The organism is Roseovarius sp. MMSF_3359 (assembly GCF_030733385.1).
In the GTDB taxonomy this organism is placed as follows: Bacteria; Pseudomonadota; Alphaproteobacteria; order Rhodobacterales; family Rhodobacteraceae; genus Roseovarius.
Genome location: NZ_JASHJC010000007.1, coordinates 30,344 through 49,944, shown reverse-complemented (window position 1 = coordinate 49,944; position 19,601 = coordinate 30,344). Strand labels below are relative to the sequence as shown.

The following is a 19,601-nucleotide window of genomic DNA, read 5'->3' as shown; positions in this document are numbered from 1 at the left end:
TCTTCCATGAAACTCAGCGATTTCGATTTTGATCTGCCCGAGGGGCTGATTGCCACGCGGCCGGCCAAACCCCGCAGCGCCGCGCGTATGCTCGTGGCCGCGGATGCGCGCATCACCGATGCCCATGTTGGCGACCTGGTGGACTGGCTGCGCCCTGGTGATCGGCTGGTGCTGAACGACACCAAGGTGATTCCCGCGCGCCTGACCGGGACGCGCCGGCGCAGCGGACCGCAGGGCGACAGCACGGCCCGGATCGAGGTCACGTTGCTGGAGCCGAAAGCCGATGGGAACTGGACCGCCCTGATGAAGCCGCTGAAAAAGGTGCGCGCGGGTGAAGAGATACGGTTCAGCGCCGATCTGTCCGCCACTCTGGCCGATAAGGTCGACGGCACGGCGCTGCTGCACTTCAACCTGACCGGTGACGATTTCGACGCGGCCCTGGCCGAAGCCGGCGCCATGCCGCTGCCGCCATATATCGCGGCCAAACGCCCAGCCGATGCGCAGGACAAGACGGATTACCAAACCGTATTCGCCCGCAATGCGGGGGCCGTCGCGGCGCCGACGGCCTCGCTGCATTTCGATCAACCGCTGCTGGCGGCGCTGGCGGCGCGGGGGGTGCAATTTACCCATGTCACGCTGCATGTCGGGGCGGGCACGTTCCTGCCGGTCAAGGTCGAGGATGTGACCACTCACAAAATGCACGCGGAATGGGGCCAGGTAAGCGCCGAGGCTGCCGCCGAGATCGCTGCGACAAAGTCCGCGGGTCACCGGGTGATTCCCGTCGGCACAACCGCTCTGCGCCTGATCGAAAGTGCCGCCGCGGCCACGGGCGAGATCGCCCCCTGGGAGGGGGAGACAGACATCTTCATCTATCCCGGCTTTAGGTTCCAGGTCACCGACGCGCTGATGACCAATTTTCACCTGCCGCGTTCGACCCTGATGATGCTTGTCTCGGCACTCATGGGGCAGGAGGTCATCCGGCAGGTTTACGCCCATGCGGTGGCTCAGGGTTACCGGTTTTTTTCCTACGGTGACGCTTCGTTATTGATCCCGGATTAAAACACTGTCACGGGGGCGAAAAGCGACATTGGCTGAGTCGCTCTCAATGCGGACACCGCGGCCCGGCGCCTTACACTAACCGGGATTTTTGGAGTTTTTGGTGATGATCAAGGTGCTGTCCAACTCCTGGGCGTTGCTGCTTGGCATGATGATGCTGCAGCTTGGCAATGGTATCCAGGGGACGCTTCTGGGTGTGCGGGGTGAGATCGAAGGGTTTTCGACATTTTCCATGTCACTGGTGATGTCGGGCTATTTCGTGGGTTTCCTCTTTGGCTCCAAGATGGCGCCTGAACTCATTCACCGGGTCGGCCATGTGCGGGTCTTCGCGGCCCTTGGCTCGCTCATCTCCGCGGTCCTGATCCTCTATCCCGCGCTGACGGACCCCTATGCCTGGGCGCTTGGGCGTATCCTGATCGGGTTCTGTTTCTCGGGCGTCTACGTGACCGCCGAAAGCTGGCTCAACAACTCGTCGTCCAATGAGACCCGCGGGCAGGCGCTATCGCTCTACATGATCATGCAGATGGTCGGCATCGTCTCGGCGCAGGGTGTCATGGTGATGGCTGACGCCTCGGGCTATGTGCTCTTCGTCATCGCTTCGGTCTGCGTCTCGGTGGCTTTCGCGCCGATCCTTCTGTCGGTCAGCCCGACGCCAGCCTATGACACGACCAAACCGATGAGCCTTCGGGAAATCCTGCGGATCTCGCCCCTGGGCTGTGTCGGCATGTTGCTTCTGGGGGGGGCATTTTCGGCGCAGTTCGGCATGGCGGCGGTCTATGGCGCCGAGGCGGGGTTGAGCATCGGGCAATTATCTACCTTCGTTGCGACCTTCTATATCGGCGCGCTCATCGTGCAATATCCGTTGGGGTATCTGTCCGATAGGATGGACCGCCGGGTTCTCATCATGGGCGCGGCGCTGACCGCGGGGGCAGGGGCGCTGCTTGCGATGATCTTCGGCGACAACTTCACCATGTTGCTGATCGGGGCGTTCCTGATCGGTGGGACGACAAACCCGCTCTATTCGCTGCTGATCGCCTACACCAATGACTTTCTCGAGGCCGACGATATGGCCGCCGCCGCAGGCGGTATGGTCTTCATCAACGGGCTTGGGGCGGTGGCGGGGCCGGTTGTCACCGCCTGGGTGATGGGCGCCATCGGCGCTTCGGGGTTCTTCCTTTTCATCGCGGTGTTGATGTTCGTGATGGCGGCCTATGCGGCTTACCGGATGACGCAACGGGCGGCGCCCTCGGTCGAGGAAACGGACAGCTTTACCTGGGTTGTGCCCTCCGCGTCGCCGATGGCCGTGGCCTTTGCGCAGGAGTATGACATCGAAACCGCGGAAGCTGAGGCAGAGGCCGACGCCGATGACCAAGAGGCATAAGTGTAACACTCACCTCTATATGTCGTTTCGTAGCATTTCTTTACTACCCGGTTTGGTAACAGTTCGGTAACGTAAATTCGTAAAATCATAGGATACCCAAGGAGACACCTATGGTCACCCCGGAAGATGTATTGAGTTTTTGGTTGGATGATGTGGGGCCGGCGGGCTGGTATGAAACCTCGCCCGAATTGGACCAGACGATCCGGGATCGTTTTCACGACGCATGGCACGAAGCACGCGACGGGCGGTATGGCCTCTGGCTGACATACCCGTCCGGTACGCTGGCCTATATCATCCTGATGGATCAGTTCCCCCGGAACATGTTCCGCGAGGATGAGCAGGCCTTTGCCACGGATCGCCATGCGCTGGCCGCGGCCAAGGCGGCCATTCACCGCAAGTGGGATATGCGCATCGACGAGCCTGCGCGGCAGTTCTTCTACCTGCCGCTGATGCATTCGGAAAACCTCTGCGATCAGGACCGTTGTATCCGGCTGATCTGCGAGCGGATGCCGCAGCATGGCCCGAGCAACCTGCTGCATGCCCGCGCGCATCGCGAGGTCATCCGCATGTTCGGCCGCTTCCCATATCGCAACAAGGCGCTTGGACGCGAATGCACCGCTGTCGAACGCGGCTATATCGACGATGGCGGCTATGGCAGCACCGTGCGCAGCCTGCAGGCGGATGATGACGCTGCCGCCTAGGTAAGCCACTGAAAAATACCGAGGATTTGGTCGCGCGCGGCAATATGCTGCGGTCGCGAATTGCTGCGTTGCTGCGGTTGCAAAGATAGTTTAATATCAAACTAATTTCAGAAAACCGGAGGACTCAGTGGTGTCCAAATCTTTTGACATGATTGTAATCGGGGCGGGCCCCGGCGGGTATGTGTCGGCCATTCGCGGGGCGCAGAACGGGCTGGGTGTCGCGATTGTCGAGCGGGAACATATGGGCGGCATCTGTCTCAATTGGGGCTGCATCCCGACCAAGGCGCTCCTGCGGTCGTCCGAAGTTTTTCACCTGATGCACCGCGCCAAGGAGTTCGGCCTGAAAGCAGAGGGGATCGATTACGATCTGGACGCGGTGGTCAAACGCTCGCGCGGCGTGGCCAAGCAGCTCAATGGCGGTGTCGGCCACCTGCTGAAGAAGAACAAGGTGACCGCGCTGATGGGCGAGGCCAGGTTGACCGGCAAAGGCAAGGTCAGCGTCAAAACCGAGAAGGGCACCGAAGAGCTGACGGCCAAGAACATCGTGCTGGCCACCGGGGCGCGCGCGCGGGAATTGCCGGGGCTCGAGGCCGACGGTGATCTGGTCTGGACCTACAAACACGCGCTTCTGCCGCCGCGGATGCCCAAGAAACTGCTGGTGATCGGTTCGGGCGCCATCGGCATCGAATTCGCCAGCTTCTACAACACGCTCGGCGCCGACACGACCGTCGTTGAGGTGATGGACCGCGTGCTGCCCGTCGAGGATGCCGAAATCAGCGCCTTTGCCAAGAAGGCGTTCGAAAAGCAGGGCATGAAGATCATGCAAAAGGCGATGGTCAAGCAGCTTGATCGTGGCAAGGGCAAGGTGACCGCCCATATCGAGGTCGGCGGCAAGGTCGAGAAACATGATTTCGACACGGTGATTTCCGCCGTGGGGATCGTCGGCAATGTCGAGGGGCTGGGCCTTGAGGATGTGGGCGTCAAGGTGGACCGCACCCATGTCATTACTGATGAGTTCTGCCGCACCGGCGTGGACGGGCTTTACGCGATCGGGGACGTGGCGGGCGCGCCTTGGCTGGCGCACAAGGCCAGCCACGAGGGTGTGATGGTGGCCGATCTGGTGGCCGGTAAACACGCCCATCCGGTCAAGCCCGAAAGCATCGCGGGCTGCACCTATTGCCATCCGCAGGTCGCATCTGTCGGCCTGACCGAAGCCAAGGCCAAGGAGGCCGGGTATGATGTCAAGGTGGGTCGTTTCCCCTTCATCGGCAACGGCAAGGCGATTGCCCTGGGCGAACCCGAAGGCATGGTCAAAACCGTTTTCGACAAGAAAACCGGCGAACTTCTGGGCGCGCATATGGTGGGCGCGGAGGTGACCGAGCTGATCCAGGGCTATGTCGTCGGGCGGCAGTTGGAAACCACCGAAGAAGACCTCATGAACACTGTCTTCCCGCATCCGACGCTTTCGGAGATGATGCATGAAAGCGTGCTCGATGCCTATGGCAAGGTGATTCACATCTAGGCCGTTGCGCCCATTCCCTCGCGGATTTCCGGACCTCGCAGTGCCAGCAGCCTGCGGGGTCTTTGCCTTATTATCGCCAAACCTCTTTTATTGTCTGGTTCCCGCAGGACTGGCTGACCGGTTAAGCGGATGGAAACCAATATTTTACTTGTTTCGGTCATTCTGAGGATCGGTCGATGGTGATCGATTCCCTTCGGAGGGACCGATGTCAGCACAAGCAATGAAATGGTTTCTTATCATCCTGCTGGTCGCGGGATCGCCGGTTCTCGCCGACGGATGGCGCGGGCCTTATGTGGGATTCCACCTTGGTGGCGCGGCGGCGGATTTTTCCGGGCAGAACGTGGCGACCCTCGGTGCCTCGGGCGATGCACGTGGCGCGGTTGGTGGCGTTCAGGTCGGATATAACTGGCAACGCGGCAGTTCGGTGCTGGGTGCCGAAGCGGATTTATCCTTCGCCGATCTCGGTGATCGCTTCCCCGGCGGGCGTTTTGAAGAGGATGTTATGACGTCGCTGCGGATCCGCGCCGGTGTGACCCGTGGGGACACGCTTCTTTTCGGCTCGCTCGGCGTCGCCTGGACGGAGCATGAAACAACCCTGACCGGGGTTGGCCACGCGTCAGACTTCGAGCCTGGGCTTGTGATGGGCGGCGGTGCCGAAAGGTTTATCTGGGATAATATCTCGGGCCGTGTCGAAGCCTATTTTGTCGACGCACCCGCCGACACGCAGGTCATCGGCGGGACACCCACCGCGAACGGATCGCAGAATGTGGTCTTTCGCGCGGGGCTCAGCCTGCATTTCTGACCGGTTGCGGTTCCCAAGAAAACGCTTGGTCCACCATTTCTGAAACCCTACACTCCACCCTGTTTCGAGGTGGAGATTGCATGCAACATTTGAAGGGTGTTTTGGGTTTCATCGCCGTGGTTTGCAGTAGTGGTGCGGCGTGGGCTACGCCGGTCTATCTCAACAAGGACAATATTTCGGTCACCGTCGGCGAGCGTACGGCGCCGGGCACGTTCAACAACACATTCAATAACAGCCAGACCATCGAAAAGGTCATCGACGCCCCAAGCGCGGATGCCGAGGAGTTTCACAATCAGACCACGCATATCTGGTTCAAGGCTGCGGAAGGCGGGGGGCTGGAACTCGTCTTTGATTTCAGGATTTCCTACAACATCACCACGCTCCATTTCTGGAATTATACCGGCGAGGGGTATGACGTGGATGAGATCGAGTTCACCTTCTACGATGCTGCCGACAAGGTCATCGGCATGGTCACGGTCGCGCCTGCAACGGGATCGTCGCCCGGGATCAGGGCCGAGGATATCCCCCTGGTGTCGCCTCTCAACACCCGGTGGGTCCGCGCCTACCTGACCAGCAATAACGGCCAGATTGATTTTCAGAACATGGGATTTTCCGCCGAGGTCGCCGACCCCGCTCTGGACCCGGACGGTGGCAGCGGGACAATCACGCTGCCGGCGAACGGTTTGGGTCGTTGACGGGGGGCGCCGTTGGCCGCGCGCCGGACGATGCCCAACTCGAGACAAACACCTTCGGGACATCGCATCGAAAGCGACACTGCTGACACAAATTGGCAAGAAGGGAACGCGGCGCCCGGTCGCGCCCGGGCCAACCTCCTGTTTTTAACGTGTTCTCGCGGCCTGTGGATAAGTGTTCGCGCTATGTTCGCTTTTTTGGGTTGGAAGATCAGCGATGGTCAACTATCTCTGTTCCACCGACACCCCGGGGGACCTGATGGCCGATCTCAAGAAAATCGAAGTGCGTGGCGCACGCGAGCACAACCTGGCATCCATCGACGTGGATATCCCGCGCGATGAGCTGGTCGTGATCACCGGTCTTTCGGGGTCCGGAAAGTCGAGCCTGGCGTTTGACACGATCTATGCCGAAGGGCAGCGGCGCTATGTGGAATCGCTCAGCGCCTATGCCCGGCAGTTCCTCAACATGATGGAAAAGCCGGATGTGGATCACATCAGCGGCCTCAGCCCGGCAATTTCCATCGAGCAGAAGACCACCTCCAAGAACCCGCGCTCGACCGTTGGCACGGTGACCGAGATTTACGACTACATGCGGCTTTTGTTTGCCCGGGTCGGCACGCCTTATTCGCCCGCAACGGGCAAGCCCATTGAGGCGCAACAGGTGCAAGACATGGTCGACCGGGTGATGGCGATGGAGGAGGGGCTGCGCGCCTATCTGCTGGCCCCCATCGTGCGTGACCGCAAGGGCGAATATCGCAAGGAATTCCTGGAGTTGCGCAAGCAGGGCTTTCAGCGGGTCAAGGTCGACGGGCAGTTCCATGATCTTGATGAACCGCCCACGCTCGACAAGAAGTTCCGCCACAATATCGACGTGGTGGTGGACCGGATTGTTGTCAAACCGGGGCTGGAGACGCGGCTCGCCGACAGTTTCCGCACCGCGCTCGACCTGGCAGATGGCATCGCCGTGCTGGAGACCGCCCCGAAAGAAGGCGAGCCCGAGCGGGTGACGTTCAGCGAGAATTTTGCCTGCCCGGTCAGTGGTTTCACCATCCCCGAGATCGAGCCGCGCCTGTTTTCCTTCAACGCGCCTTTCGGGGCGTGTCCTGAATGCGATGGCCTAGGGGCCGAGCTGTTTTTCGACGAACGCCTCGTGGTGCCGGATCAGAACCTGAAAATCTATGACGGCGCGCTGGCGCCCTGGCGCAAGGGCAAGTCACCCTATTTCCTGCAGACCATCGAGGCCATCGCCAAACATTACGAGTTCGATAAAAACACGCGGTGGAAGGACCTGCCGGCCCATGTGCAGCAGGTTTTCCTCCATGGCTCCGGCGATGAGGAAATCCAGTTCCGCTACGATGAGGGCGGCCGTGTGTACCAGGTGTCCCGCGTGTTCGAGGGTGTGATCCCGAATATGGAACGCCGCTATCGCGAGACCGACAGCAATTGGATCCGCGAGGAGTTTGAACGCTATCAGAACAACCGCCCTTGTGGTGCCTGCGGCGGGTATCGCCTGCGCGAAGAGGCGTTGGCGGTGAAAATCGCCGGGCTGCATGTGGGCGAAGTGGTGCAGATGTCGATCCGCGAGGCGTATGACTGGTGTCAGACGGTGCCGGAAAGCCTCACCAAGCAGAAGAACGAGATTGCCCATGCGATCCTCAAGGAAATCCGCGAGCGCCTAGGGTTTTTGAACAATGTGGGCCTCGAATACCTGACGCTTTCCCGCAATGCCGGAACGCTCAGCGGCGGCGAAAGCCAGCGTATCAGGTTGGCGAGCCAGATCGGTTCGGGGCTTACGGGCGTGCTTTATGTGCTTGATGAGCCCTCCATCGGGCTGCATCAGCGCGACAATGGCCGCTTGCTTGAAACTCTGAAAAACCTGCGCGATCAGGGGAATACGGTTATCGTGGTCGAGCACGATGAAGAGGCAATCCGCACCGCCGATTACGTCTTTGACATCGGTCCCGGGGCCGGTGTGCATGGCGGTCGCGTGGTCAGTCACGGGACGCCGGAGCATGTGGCTGGTGATCCGGGGTCGATCACCGGGCAATATCTCTGCGGTCAGCGTCAGATCGAGTTTTCCGCGAAACGGCGCAAAGGCAATGGCAAGAAGATCAAGGTGGTCAAGGCGACCGGCAACAACCTCAAGGAGGTCACGGCGGAGTTTCCCCTGGGCAAATTCGTCTGTGTGACGGGCGTGTCGGGGGGCGGGAAATCGACCCTAACGATCGAGACGCTGTTCAAGACGGCATCGATGCGCCTCAACGGGGCGCGCCAGACGCCTGCGCCCTGCGAGACGATCAAGGGGTTGGAGCATCTCGACAAGGTGATCGATATCGACCAGCGGCCCATCGGACGCACGCCGCGGTCAAACCCGGCCACTTATACCGGGGCCTTTACGCCTATTCGCGACTGGTTCGCCGGTCTGCCCGAGGCGAAAGCGCGGGGCTACAAACCGGGCCGGTTCAGCTTCAACGTCAAGGGCGGGCGCTGCGAGGCGTGTCAGGGTGACGGGCTTATCAAGATCGAAATGCACTTCCTGCCGGATGTGTATGTGACCTGCGAGACCTGCCAGGGCAAACGCTACAACCGCGAGACGCTGGAGATCATGTTCAAGGGCAAATCTATCGCCGATGTGCTCGATATGACCGTCGAAGATGCGCAGGAGTTCTTCAAGGCGGTCCCGTCGATCCGCGAGAAGATGGATGCGTTGGTGCGGGTTGGCCTTGGGTATATCAAAGTCGGGCAGCAGGCGACGACCCTGTCGGGCGGCGAGGCGCAGCGGGTGAAGCTATCGAAGGAGTTGGCGAAACGCTCGACGGGGCGGACGCTTTATATTCTCGACGAGCCGACGACGGGTTTGCATTTCGAGGACGTCAAGAAACTCCTGCAAGTGCTTCATGAACTTGTGGAATCCGGCAATACAGTGATCGTCATCGAACATAATCTCGACGTGGTCAAAACCGCCGACTGGATCATTGATATCGGCCCCGAAGGCGGCGATGGCGGTGGTCAGATCGTGGCGAAGGGCACGCCAGAAGCTGTCTCCGAGGTGCCGGAGAGCCATACGGGGCGGTACCTCAAGGATATGCTGGTCGACCGCAAGGTCGCTGCCGAGTAGGGCTGTTCCCGAAAGGCGCGCCTTTGGCGCAAGACGTCAGATTGCGTTCAGGCCACGCAGGCCTTGGGGGCAAGCCCCCAAACCCCCCGGCGCTGAGACGGCGCGCGGTCCTAGTTCTTTACCGGGCCGATCACCATGATCATCTGACGCCCTTCCATCTTGGGCATGTTTTCGACCTTGCCGATTTCCTTTGTGTCTTCGGCGACACGTTCCAGAAGGTCGCGACCCAGTTCCTGGTGCGCCATTTCACGGCCACGGAACCGCAAGGTCACCTTTACCTTGTCCCCGTTTTCCAGGAACTTGGTCACATTGCGCATCTTGACGTCGTAGTCATGGGTGTCCGTATTGGGGCGGAACTTGACCTCTTTGACCTCGATGACCTTCTGCTTCTTGCGGGCCTCGGATTCGCGTTTTTGCTGTTCGTACTTGTATTTGCCATAATCCATGATCTTGGCGACCGGTGGATTGGCATTGGGTGAAATCTCGACCAGGTCAAGCCCGGCTTCCTCAGCCATATCAAGGGCTTGCTCGGGTGACACCACTCCGACATTTTCTCCATCTGCGCCGATGAGGCGGATTTCTGAAGCGCGGATATTTTCGTTGACGCGGGGGCCGGTGTCGCGCGTTGGCGGCGCGTTGTGGGGTCTGCGAGCTATGGTTTCGATCCTTCGATAGCGTTCGTTATGAGGTTGCAAACTATCCCTGCACGGGCGGTGATTCAAGCGCCAAAATAGGCTGATCTGAGCCGAAATCGGCCAGTTTCCCCCTTGTGCCTTTCCTTTTGTGACGGCATCTGATGAGTCACACATGATGAGGCTCGCACTTTTGCGAAGAGCCTGAAAATAAAGGGGAACCTTGATGAGAAACCTTCTTTGGATCGTTGTTGCCGCGGTCGTGCTGATTGGCGGTTACATGCTGTTCACGGGCAAATCCGTGGAAGAGGTCACCGATTCTGTCAGCGGCGGCGTCGAAGCGCCCGAGGCATTGGAAAATGCAGCGGATGCGGCGGGCGAAGCTGTGGATAATGCGGCCGATGCGGTCGGTGAAGCCGCCGATGCAGCCGCAGACGCGGCCCAGGATGCGGTCGATACCGCAACCGAAGCCGCCGGCGAAGCAGCGGATGCTGCAAGTGACGTTGTCGATGGCGCAGCGGATGCGGCGAGCGATGCGGCTGATGCGGTGACAGAAACCGCCGAGGATGCCATTGATTCGGTGACCGGTGCTGCGGATGACGCCGCCAATGCGGCTGCTGAGACAGCGGAAGAAGCGACCGACGCTGCCGCAGACACCGCGACGGAAGCGGCTGATGCGGCTGAAGACACTGCAACTGAGGCTGCCGACACTGCGGCGGATGCGGCTGAAGACACGGCGACAGAGGCTGCTGAAGCGGCTGAAGGCGCGGCTACTGAGGCTGCCGACACTGCGAACGAGGCTGCCGATGCGGCCGAAGATACGGCGGCCGAAGCGGCGGATGCCGCATCGGATGCTGCCGGTGACGCCGCGGATGCACTGACCGTGGAGAATTTCAGCATCGATAAAGTGCGCGAGATGATTGCCAATTCCGACATCGGCGAGCTTCAGAAAAACGTGTTGCAGAAATCCGTCGAAGCGGCGCAGGACAGCCCCGAGGCGCTGAAGGCCGCTTTGGAAACCGTTCGCGAGGCGCTTGGCCTCTGAGCCGACGGGGATAAGGCAAAAAGAAACCCGCGCTGACGAACCGGCGCGGGTTTTTTCGTACAAAGCGTTCTGATCTAGTCCAGGAAGGCCTTCTCGACCACATATTCCTTGGGATCGGAATTGGCGCCTTCGCGCAGCCCGTAGCCTTCGAGCATCTCCTTGAGTTCCAGGTTGAAAGCCATGTTGCCGCAGACCATCGCCCGGTCGGTTTCGGGCGAGAGCGGCGCAACACCCAGATCGGCAAATGCCTCGCCCGAGCGCATGAGATCGGTGATCCGGCCCATCTTGGGGCTCTCTTCGCGGGTCGTGGTGGGGTAGTAGCGCAGCTTAGCGAGGTTCTCTGCGCCAATCAGTTCCTGCAACATCTCGTCGTTGCGGATGTTTTCGATCAGTTCGGCGCCGTAGGTCAATTCGCCCACTTCGCGGCAGGTATGGGTGATGATGACCTCGTCGTAATCTTCATAGGTCTGCGGGTCGCGCAGAAGCGAGGCGAAGGGCGCAAACCCGGTGCCGGTGGCGAAGAACCAGATGCGTTTGCCAGGCAGAAGCGCGTCATGCACCAGCGTGCCCACGGGTTTCGGCCGCAGGATGATTTCATCCCCGGGCTGGATATGTTGCAGGCGCGAGGTCAGCGGGCCATCCTGTACCTTGATCGAGTAAAACTCCAACTCGTCATCCCAGGACGGCGAGGCGATGGAATAGGCCCGCAGGAGCGGCTTTTGCTTGCCGGTCTTGGGATCCGGGTCGCCCATCAGGCCGATCATCACGAACTCGCCCGAGCGGAACCGCAAGGATGCAGGCCGGGTCACCCGGAAGGAAAACAACCGATCTGTCCAGTGCTTGACCTCTGTGACGGTCTGCGCATCGGGCAGGGTGGGAACTTTGACGGCCTTGGCTTCGGTCACGGTGGTTATCTCATTCATTACTCTTTGCCCGCCTTTTCAGCCGGCACCTCTCATTAGTCTTTGATCCAGGTCAGGGGAAGGGGTCAATCAGCCGCGCATGCGTGCCTGATAGTCATGCTTTTGCCAGTCGGCACGGAAAAGCCATTGATCCTCGGGCTGGCGGGCGGCCAACTCGTCGCTGATCTCGACCTCATCGAACCCGGCGCGGCGCGCCATAGCGTATTGGTCGGCAATCACATGACCCTTGGCGCGCAGGCGGCCCTTGAAACCCATGAGCCGCAATTGCCGCGCGATGGTGAAGCCGCGGCCATCGGCGAAGCTCGGGAAATCCACGCGGATCATCTCGATCTCGGGCAGGCGGCCCAGCAATTCGTTGGGATCGGCACTTGATGGCAGGTCGACGCCATGGCCATCGCGCAGGTAGTCGAACGCGGTGATCGGGGCGGTCCAGGTATCGGGGCCAAAGCCCTCGTCGGTTACGATGACACTCATGCGTGTTCTCCTTTTCGGATCAGTTTGCCATTTGCAAAGTGGATGCCACATTCGGTCTTCTCGGAATTGCGCCAGCGGCCGGCGCGGGGATCTTCGCCTGCTGCCACCGGGGATGTGCAGGGCATGCAGCCGATCGAGGGATAACCCTTGGCCACCAGCGGATGGCGCGGCAGGTTATTTTCCTCGAGATAGGTGCGGATATCTTCGCGTGTCCAATGGGCCAGTGGGTTGACCTTGATGCGGTGCGTGCCGTCTTCGACCTCGAAAAACTCCAGGCTCGCACGGGTTGCCCCTTGGTAGCGTTTGCGCCCGGTGATCCATCCGTCGAAGCTGTGCAGCGCGGCCTGCAAAGGCAGCGTCTTGCGCAGAGTGCAGCAGGCATCGGGGTCGGTCTCGTGCAGGTCGTTCTGCGGGTCCTTCAGCCAGAGGCTGTTCTGCGAGGCATGCAGAATGCGCAGGTCCGTGAGGCCCAGACGCTCGGCCACCTCCTGCTGATAGACCAGCGTTTCGGTAAAGAGCATCTCGGTGTCGATGAAGATGACCGGCGTGTCCCGCCGCAGGACCGAGACCATGTGCAAGAGCACAACGGATTCGGCCCCGAAGCTGGAGACCAATGCCAGTTTCCCGGCATAGGGGTCCTTGAGCGCCTGATGCAGAACGGCAGCGGCCGAGTGATGGCGGTACCGTTCGTTGAGCGCCCTGACCCGTGCGGTCAGGTCATTCTGCGGCATAGGCCTTGTCCTGTTCGTAGAGTGCTACCTTGAACGGGTCGAGGCCGACGCGGGCATAGGTCTGGGCAAATGTCTCCTCGGCATCGCTGCGCAGGTCGAGATAGGCGTAAACGATCCGCTCGATGGCGGGCAGAATGTCATCAGCCGAGAAACCCGGGCCGGTGCGGTCGCCCACGCGCGCGTTTTCCGTGGCATCGCCGCCCAGGGTGATCTGATAGTTCTCCACCCCCGCACGATCCAAACCAAGGATACCGATATGGCCCACATGGTGGTGCCCGCAGGCGTTGATGCAGCCTGAGATCTTGATCTTCAGGTCACCCACCTCATGCTCCAGCTTCAGCTCGTCAAACCGCGTGGCAATCTCCTGCGCAATCGGGATCGACCGGGCAGTCGCCAGGGCGCAGTAGTCCATGCCGGGGCAGGCGATGATATCGCTGATAAGCCCAATATTGGCGGTGGCGAGACCGTGTTTCTTGAGCATCGCATGGATGACGGGCAGGTCGGATTTATGCACATGGGGCAGGATCACGTTCTGCTCATGGCTGATCCGGATCTGATCGTGGCCGTACTTCTCGGCCAGGTCGGCCATCACGCGCATCTGCTCAGACGAGGCATCGCCCGGGGTTGCGCCATGCGCCTTGAGGCTGATCTGCACGATGGCATAGCCGGGCGCGCGGTGCTCGGCCAGGTTGGTATCGGCCCAGGAGCGGAAGATCGGATCGTGCTTATACGCGGTCTCATACTCCGCGACGGGCGCTTCGCGATACTCAGGCGCGGCGAAGGCCTCCTTGATCTCGGCAAAGAGCTTGAGGTCCACGCCGCCAAAGCTCGGGCGGATCACGGCGAACCGCTCCTCGACCCGCGCACGGATGTCGTCGATGCCATGCTCATGCACGGTGATCTTGATGCGCGCCTTGTACTTGTTGTCGCGACGGCCCAGCAGGTTCCAGACGCTGACCGTGGCCTCGAGATAGGGCAGCAGGTCTTCCTGGCTTACGAAGTCGCGCAGCACCTTGCCGATCATCGGCGTCCGGCCAAGACCACCGCCGACAATGATGCGATAGCCGATTTCGCCCGCCTCTTCGACGATCTGGATGCCAATGTCATGGGCCTTGATCACCGCGCGGTCATTCGGGCTGCCGGTCACGGCGATCTTGAACTTGCGCGGCAGGAACTGGAATTCCGGGTGGTCGGTGGACCATTGCCGAATGAGCTCCGCCACCGGGCGCGGATCGGCGATCTCATCGGCTGCCGCGCCCGCAAAATGGTCGGCGGTCACGTTGCGGATGGTGTTGCCGCTGGTTTGAATGGCGTGCATCTCGACCTCGGCCAGCGCGTCGAGCATATCCGGCACATCGCTTAGCTTGGGCCAGTTATACTGGATGTTCTGGCGGGTGGTGAAATGGCCATAACCTTTGTCCCACCGGTCCGCGATATCGGCCAGTTTGCGCATCTTGGCGCTGTCGAGCGTGCCATAGGGGATCGCCACGCGCAGCATGTAGGCGTGCAGTTGCAGGTAAAGCCCGTTCATCAGGCGCAGCGGCTTGAACTCATCCTCGGTCAGGGCGCCCGCGATGCGGCGCTCCACCTGGGCGCGGAACTGCTTGTTGCGCTCTGCCACGAAGGCCGTGTCGAATTCGTTGTAGTTATACATCTGCTAGCTCCGCTTGCTTGCCGTGGTTGTAGTTCGAGGGGCCGGTGCGGCGGAAATCCTCGCGGAAATGGGTGGGTTCGGGGCCGTTTTCACCGGCGATCACATCGGCCAGATAGGCGCCGACAACGAGTTCGGGTTGCCCCTCGGCCTGCAGCAGGCGCAGTTGCGCGTAATCTTCCTCGGTGATGATCTCGGCCTCGGAAAGGCGGCGGGTCCAACTGTCATCGGCGGTCAGGTAAACGACATCGCCTTCGATCAGGGCATTTGCGGTCACGACTTTGGGTGTGAATTCACGGGCCATATCAGGCAAACTCCTGTTCAGTCAGATGGGGCAGGGTGGCGCGCGCCGCACGCGGGGCGAGGCCAAAGAGGGTCAGCGCCGGGCCGTTCATTCCGGCATCGGCCAGATCGGCGGGCAGGGTGCCAAGGGTGCTGGCCAGGATGCGTTCATCCGGGCGGCTCGCGTTTTCCACGACGGTGACCGGTGTTGTGCTATCCGCGCCATGCATCAGGAGGCGCCCCTGGATGAAACGGGCGGATTTCTTGCCCATATAGATCGCGGCAACCTCGCCGGGCCGGGCAAGTGCGGCCCAGTCGTGATCGGCAAAGCCCTTCATGTCGTGCCCGGTCAGCAGGCGCACAGACGTGTTGCGCCCGCGCTTGGTGAGGCTCTGACCAATGGCGGCGACACTGGCAGAGGCCGCGGTGATGCCAGGGATGACGGACCAGTCGAGGCCCGTGGCCTCCACCGCTTCGATCTCTTCGTCGAGACGTCCGAAGACGGTGGCGTCTCCGCCCTTGAGGCGCACGACCTGCACCCCGCGCAGCCCAAAGGCCACGATGAGCGCGGTGATCTCGACCTGTGGCGTCGAGGGGCCGAAACCCTCTTTGCCGACATTGATCAATTCAGTCCCTGGGTTGGCCAGTGCCAGGATGTCGGGGGTGACCAACCGGTCATGGATGATGACCTCGGCCGCTTCGATGGCCCGGAGCGCCCGAAGCGTGAGCAGGTCCGGGTTGCCCGGGCCAGCGCCGACAAAGGCCACATGACCGCGCGCGGGATCGGCGGCATGCGGGGTGTTTGCGGCACCTGTTTCGGTATTTGCGTTCATCGAACTGTTCCGGAAGCGATTGACTTAGGCATATATAGGAAATATTCCCGCCCTAGCGCCATATGGCGCGGTGAATAAGAACATATGTTCCAAACGGCGTTACTTGGGGCGGTTTTGTTCCAGAGAGAGAAGGAATGTGGAATGTCTGTCCGAATGGATGAACTCGATCGAAAAATCCTCGTGCAGCTACAACAGGACGGGGGGCAATCGCTGGACGATATTGCCAAGATTGTCGGCAGTTCCAAGACGCCCGTGTGGAACCGGATTCGCAAAATGCGCGAGGCCGGGGTCATCAAGCAGCAGACCTTCCTGCTCGACGCCGAAGCCCTTGGTTTCGAAGCCTGTTTCTTTGTTCTAATCCGCACGTCCGAGCATGACGCCGGGTGGCAAAAGGCCTTTCTCAAGGCGCTGCGCGACCGGCCAGAGGTGCAGGAGGCGCACCGGCTTGCGGGCGATATCGACTATATCCTCAAGGTCCGGGTCGCCAATGCGCGGGCCTACGACGTCTTCTACCAGGCGCTGATTTCCGAGGTGAAGGTCCATAACGTCACCGCGCTTCTGTCGATGGAAGAGATCAAATCGACCACGATGCTGCCGTTATGACGAAACATCACCACCTCTGGTCAAGACCCGCGCTTGAAGGGTAAATTGCCGTCATGACAGGTGAATTCCGATCTCGGCTGCTGATTGTCGCGGGGTTTCTCGCGCTGGTGCTGCTGTGTTCGCTCGGGATCTGGCGATATGGCTACCAGCAGGCGTTGAACCAGCTTGAGCGGCAGGGAAGGGCGGACCTGACCCTCGCCGCGGACCGTTTTGCGGGGCAGTTGCGCCGCTACCGCGAATTGGCGGTTTTCATGGCGGAACATCCGGTGCTGACCCGCCTGTCGGATGACGAGGATGCCGAGGCCGCAGAGCGCGTGATGCGCGAGGCCGCGGACAAGACCGGCGCTTTTGCGCTCTTCTACTCGGACCCTGCGGGCAATCTCCTGGCCCAGACCGGGGAGGCGCCGATGCCCTTTGCGGGCAGCGGTTTTTTCACCCGTGCCCTGAACGGTGCGCTTGGGGCTGCGCATCTGACCTATGGGGAAGAGCGGCGGCGGGTCTATATCGTGGCGGCCCCGGCCTTTGACGCGCGCGCCGAGGTGGTCGGCGTGCTCACGGTCCTCGTCGATGTGGCCGAGTTGGAATGGGATTGGATCGGCGGGCGGCCGGTGGTGTTCTTCTCGGATCCTGATGGTGAGGTGTTCCTGTCCAACCGGTCCGAGCTTTTGTTCTGGCGCTCCGGCCCCGGTGATCTGGGCCTGCAGCCAGAGGGCGGGCTGGAACGGGACTTCAGCAAGTCCTGGGTTGGGCGGCATGAAATCTGGTCAATGAACTGGGGCGCGTACCTGCCGGCGAAGGCGTTACACCTGACGCAGGAGGTGCCGGTGATCGACATGACCGGCCATGCGCTTCTGGAAATCGGAACGGCGCAGCGGCTGGCCTGGTTGCAGGCATCGGTGTTGGCGTTGATCTGCTGCGTGTTCGGTGCGGTTCTTTTGCAGACGACCGAACGCCGACGGACCCTGGCGCGGGCCAATGCCGAGTTGGAGGCGCGCGTGGCGGAGCGCACGGCGGCGCTTTCGGGGACAAACCGGGCCTTGCGCCACGAGGTCTCGGAAAGGCAGGAGGCCGAAGCCGCTTTGAAAAAGGCGCAGTCTGAGTTGGTGCAGGCGGGCAAGCTCAACGCCCTCGGGCAGATGAGCGCCGGGATCAGCCATGAATTGAACCAACCCCTTATGGCCATTCAGCAATTTGCCGATAATGGTGCGGCGTTCCTTGCCAAGGGGAAAACCGAGGTGGCGGGCGAGAACCTGTCGCGGATTTCGCAGCTTGCGATGCGGGCGGCGCGGATCATCCGCAACCTGCGGGCCTTTTCGCGCAACGAAAGCGAACCGATGGGCAAGGTCGATCTTGTAAAGGTCATCAACAGCGCGGTCGAGTTGACCGAAGCGCGTTTGCGCAAGGATGCGGTCGATCTGATCTGGCGCGCGGACGGTTTTGCGGCGCCGGTTTTCGCCTGGGGCGGCGAGGTGCGCCTGGCGCAGGTCTTCGTCAACCTCATCAACAACGCGGCGGATGCCATGGCCGGGCAGGCGGAGAAGCAGATCACGATCGAGATCAACACCGGCGCGCGGCTCAGCGCCACGGTGCGCGACACCGGGCCGGGCATCGCCGATCCCGACAAGATTTTCGAGCCGTTCTATTCGACCAAGGAGGTCACCGGCGAGGAGGGGATGGGCTTGGGCCTCTCGATCTCCTACGGGTTGGTGCAGAGTTTCGGCGGCGTGATCCAGGGGGCGAATTGCCCAGATGGCGGCGCGGTCTTTACGGTCGAGCTGGAACATTGGCGCGAGGAGCAGGCCGCATGACCGATACGGTCCTGGTGGTGGATGACGACCGCGAAATTCGCGAGGCGCTGGCCCAGACACTGGACCTGCATGATTTCTCGCCCCTGGCGGTGGGATCATTCATCGAGGCCAAGGATCACATTTCGTCCGGCTTCGATGGTGTTATCCTGTCGGATATCCGCATGCCCGGGCGGGACGGGTTCCACCTTCTGGCGTATGCCCATGAGGTCGATCCGGACCTGCCGGTGATCCTGCTGACCGGTGAGGGGGACGTGCCGATGGCGGTGAACGCCATGTCGCAAGGTGCGTTCGATTTCCTTGAGAAGCCCTGCGCGCCAGCGGCGCTGGTGCCGGTGTTGCAGCGGGCGTTGGGGGCGCGGCGCCTGGTGCTTGAAAACCGCCGCCTGAAGAAACAGCTGGAGACCGGCGATCCTGCCGCGCGGATGCTCTTTGGCACATCGGATCACGCGCGTGAGCTGCGCCAGAAAGTGCGTGTTGCCGCAGGCAGCCGGACCGAAGTCCTGGTGACCGGACCGCCGGGGGCGGGGGTGTCGAAGGTGGCCGAGGTGGTGCATCTCATGTCCGATGCCGCCACGGGACCCTTCGTCAAGAAACCCGGCGGTGCGCTTGACCCGACCGGGTTTCGCAATGCCTGCGAGGCGGCGCTGGGCGGCAGTCTTTTCATCGACGAGATCCAGATGTTGCCCGTTGAGACGCAGTTCGAGGCATTGGAGCAGATCGAAAGAGGCACCGATTTCCGCGTCATCGCCGGGTCAACAGCCGACATGCGCGCGCTTGCCGGGGCAGGGCAGTTCAACGCCGATCTCTTCTATCGGCTGGAGGGGGTGACCGTGCGCATACCGGCCCTGTCCGAGCGCCCCGAGGATATCCCCGTGCTTTTCCGTCACTACGTGGCACAGGCGGCGGAGCAGGCGGGCTTGCCTGCCCCCGAGATTACGCCGGATCACCAGGCCGGGCTGATGGCGCAGGATTGGCCCGGCAACGCGCGGTCGCTGATGAGTGCCGCGATGCGGTTCGTCCTGGGACTGGCCGACGATGCGACCGACCCGGCGGAGATGGGCCTTGCGGATCAGATGGCGCGGGTCGAACGCGCGCTGCTTATCTCAGCGCTGCAGCGCCATGCGGGCAACGCCACGGATACCGCCAAGGCGCTGCGCCTGCCGCGCAAGACCTTTTACGACAAGCTGTCCCGTCACCAGATCCGCGCCGAAGAATATCGCCGTTGATCCCTTGGCCAGGGGTGGCGAATAGGCGACGGGCGGCTGAAAACGGCATTGATCCGAAAATTGCCCGTTTTTGGCACCGAAATCGCCATGCTAGGCTTGCCTGATAACCGCAGACAGCACC

At 61.4% G+C, this 19,601-nt stretch carries 18 protein-coding genes; 11 read left to right on the top strand and 7 right to left on the bottom strand.

The window, feature by feature from the left end; translation table 11 throughout:
- Positions 1–6 precede the first annotated feature (6 nt).
- The 7 genes from queA to uvrA all read left to right on the top strand — a co-directional run bounded on the left by queA (position 7) and on the right by uvrA (position 9,272).
- Positions 7–1,059: a tRNA preQ1(34) S-adenosylmethionine ribosyltransferase-isomerase QueA gene (queA, locus tag RBB29_RS11675; protein WP_306116594.1), complete on the top strand. Its 1,053-nt coding sequence runs from the start codon at positions 7–9 to the stop codon at positions 1,057–1,059.
- Positions 1,060–1,162: 103 nt separating this feature from the next.
- Complete coding sequence (locus tag RBB29_RS11670) at positions 1,163–2,437, top strand: MFS transporter (RefSeq protein ID WP_306116593.1); 1,275 nt, start codon at positions 1,163–1,165, stop codon at positions 2,435–2,437.
- A 110-nt stretch (positions 2,438–2,547) separates the two neighbouring features.
- A complete protein-coding gene (locus RBB29_RS11665) occupies positions 2,548–3,138 on the top strand; it encodes a DUF924 family protein (protein WP_306116592.1) in 591 nt (196 codons plus the stop codon).
- A 148-nt stretch (positions 3,139–3,286) separates the two neighbouring features.
- Complete coding sequence (lpdA, locus tag RBB29_RS11660) at positions 3,287–4,660, top strand: dihydrolipoyl dehydrogenase (protein WP_371931495.1); 1,374 nt, start codon at positions 3,287–3,289, stop codon at positions 4,658–4,660.
- Between the two features lie 205 nt (positions 4,661–4,865).
- The gene (locus RBB29_RS11655; protein ID WP_306116590.1) at positions 4,866–5,462 is read left to right on the top strand and encodes an outer membrane protein; all 597 of its coding nucleotides are present in this window, start codon (positions 4,866–4,868) and stop codon (positions 5,460–5,462) included.
- An 80-nt stretch (positions 5,463–5,542) separates the two neighbouring features.
- The gene (locus RBB29_RS11650; RefSeq protein WP_306116589.1) at positions 5,543–6,157 is read left to right on the top strand and encodes a hypothetical protein; all 615 of its coding nucleotides are present in this window, start codon (positions 5,543–5,545) and stop codon (positions 6,155–6,157) included.
- Between the two features lie 256 nt (positions 6,158–6,413).
- A complete protein-coding gene (gene uvrA / locus RBB29_RS11645) occupies positions 6,414–9,272 on the top strand; it encodes an excinuclease ABC subunit UvrA (protein ID WP_306116614.1) in 2,859 nt (952 codons plus the stop codon).
- Positions 9,273–9,382: 110 nt separating this feature from the next.
- Here the strand turns inward: uvrA and infC are convergent, their stop codons facing one another.
- Complete coding sequence (gene infC / locus RBB29_RS11640; protein WP_306116613.1) at positions 9,383–9,928, bottom strand: translation initiation factor IF-3; 546 nt, start codon at positions 9,926–9,928, stop codon at positions 9,383–9,385.
- Positions 9,929–10,130: 202 nt separating this feature from the next.
- On the opposite strand from infC, the gene RBB29_RS11635 reads away from it, so the two are divergent.
- Positions 10,131–10,949, top strand: a complete 819-nt coding sequence (locus tag RBB29_RS11635) for a translation initiation factor 3 (RefSeq protein WP_306116588.1) — start codon at positions 10,131–10,133, stop codon at positions 10,947–10,949.
- A gap of 74 nt (positions 10,950–11,023) precedes the next feature.
- On the opposite strand, the gene RBB29_RS11630 is transcribed toward RBB29_RS11635, so the two are convergent.
- The 6 genes from RBB29_RS11630 to cobA all read right to left on the bottom strand — a co-directional run bounded on the left by RBB29_RS11630 (position 11,024) and on the right by cobA (position 15,843).
- On the bottom strand, positions 11,024–11,872 hold the full coding sequence (locus RBB29_RS11630; protein WP_306116587.1) for a ferredoxin--NADP reductase: 849 nt from the start codon (positions 11,870–11,872) through the stop codon (positions 11,024–11,026).
- 69 nt (positions 11,873–11,941) lie between these two features.
- Complete coding sequence (locus tag RBB29_RS11625; protein ID WP_306116586.1) at positions 11,942–12,346, bottom strand: DUF934 domain-containing protein; 405 nt, start codon at positions 12,344–12,346, stop codon at positions 11,942–11,944.
- Positions 12,343–13,077, bottom strand: a complete 735-nt coding sequence (locus RBB29_RS11620) for a phosphoadenylyl-sulfate reductase (protein ID WP_306116585.1) — start codon at positions 13,075–13,077, stop codon at positions 12,343–12,345. Before RBB29_RS11620 ends, RBB29_RS11625 begins: the two co-directional genes overlap by 4 nt.
- The gene (locus RBB29_RS11615; protein WP_306116584.1) at positions 13,064–14,731 is read right to left on the bottom strand and encodes a nitrite/sulfite reductase; all 1,668 of its coding nucleotides are present in this window, start codon (positions 14,729–14,731) and stop codon (positions 13,064–13,066) included. The genes RBB29_RS11620 and RBB29_RS11615 overlap by 14 nt, the downstream gene beginning before the upstream one ends.
- The gene (locus RBB29_RS11610; RefSeq protein WP_306116583.1) at positions 14,724–15,032 is read right to left on the bottom strand and encodes a DUF2849 domain-containing protein; all 309 of its coding nucleotides are present in this window, start codon (positions 15,030–15,032) and stop codon (positions 14,724–14,726) included. The genes RBB29_RS11615 and RBB29_RS11610 overlap by 8 nt, the downstream gene beginning before the upstream one ends.
- A gap of 1 nt (position 15,033) precedes the next feature.
- The gene (gene cobA, locus RBB29_RS11605) at positions 15,034–15,843 is read right to left on the bottom strand and encodes a uroporphyrinogen-III C-methyltransferase (protein WP_306116582.1); all 810 of its coding nucleotides are present in this window, start codon (positions 15,841–15,843) and stop codon (positions 15,034–15,036) included.
- Positions 15,844–15,984: 141 nt separating this feature from the next.
- Here cobA and RBB29_RS11600 point away from each other — a divergent pair, with 141 nt between their 5' ends.
- Genes RBB29_RS11600 through RBB29_RS11590 form a run of 3 tightly spaced genes read left to right on the top strand, consistent with a single transcriptional unit; the run spans position 15,985 to position 19,480 of the window.
- Positions 15,985–16,446: an Lrp/AsnC family transcriptional regulator gene (locus RBB29_RS11600; RefSeq protein WP_306116581.1), complete on the top strand. Its 462-nt coding sequence runs from the start codon at positions 15,985–15,987 to the stop codon at positions 16,444–16,446.
- Between the two features lie 53 nt (positions 16,447–16,499).
- Positions 16,500–18,254, top strand: a complete 1,755-nt coding sequence (locus tag RBB29_RS11595) for an ATP-binding protein (protein WP_306116580.1) — start codon at positions 16,500–16,502, stop codon at positions 18,252–18,254.
- A complete protein-coding gene (locus tag RBB29_RS11590; RefSeq protein WP_306116579.1) occupies positions 18,251–19,480 on the top strand; it encodes a sigma-54 dependent transcriptional regulator in 1,230 nt (409 codons plus the stop codon). Before RBB29_RS11595 ends, RBB29_RS11590 begins: the two co-directional genes overlap by 4 nt.
- Positions 19,481–19,601: the final 121 nt, after the last annotated feature.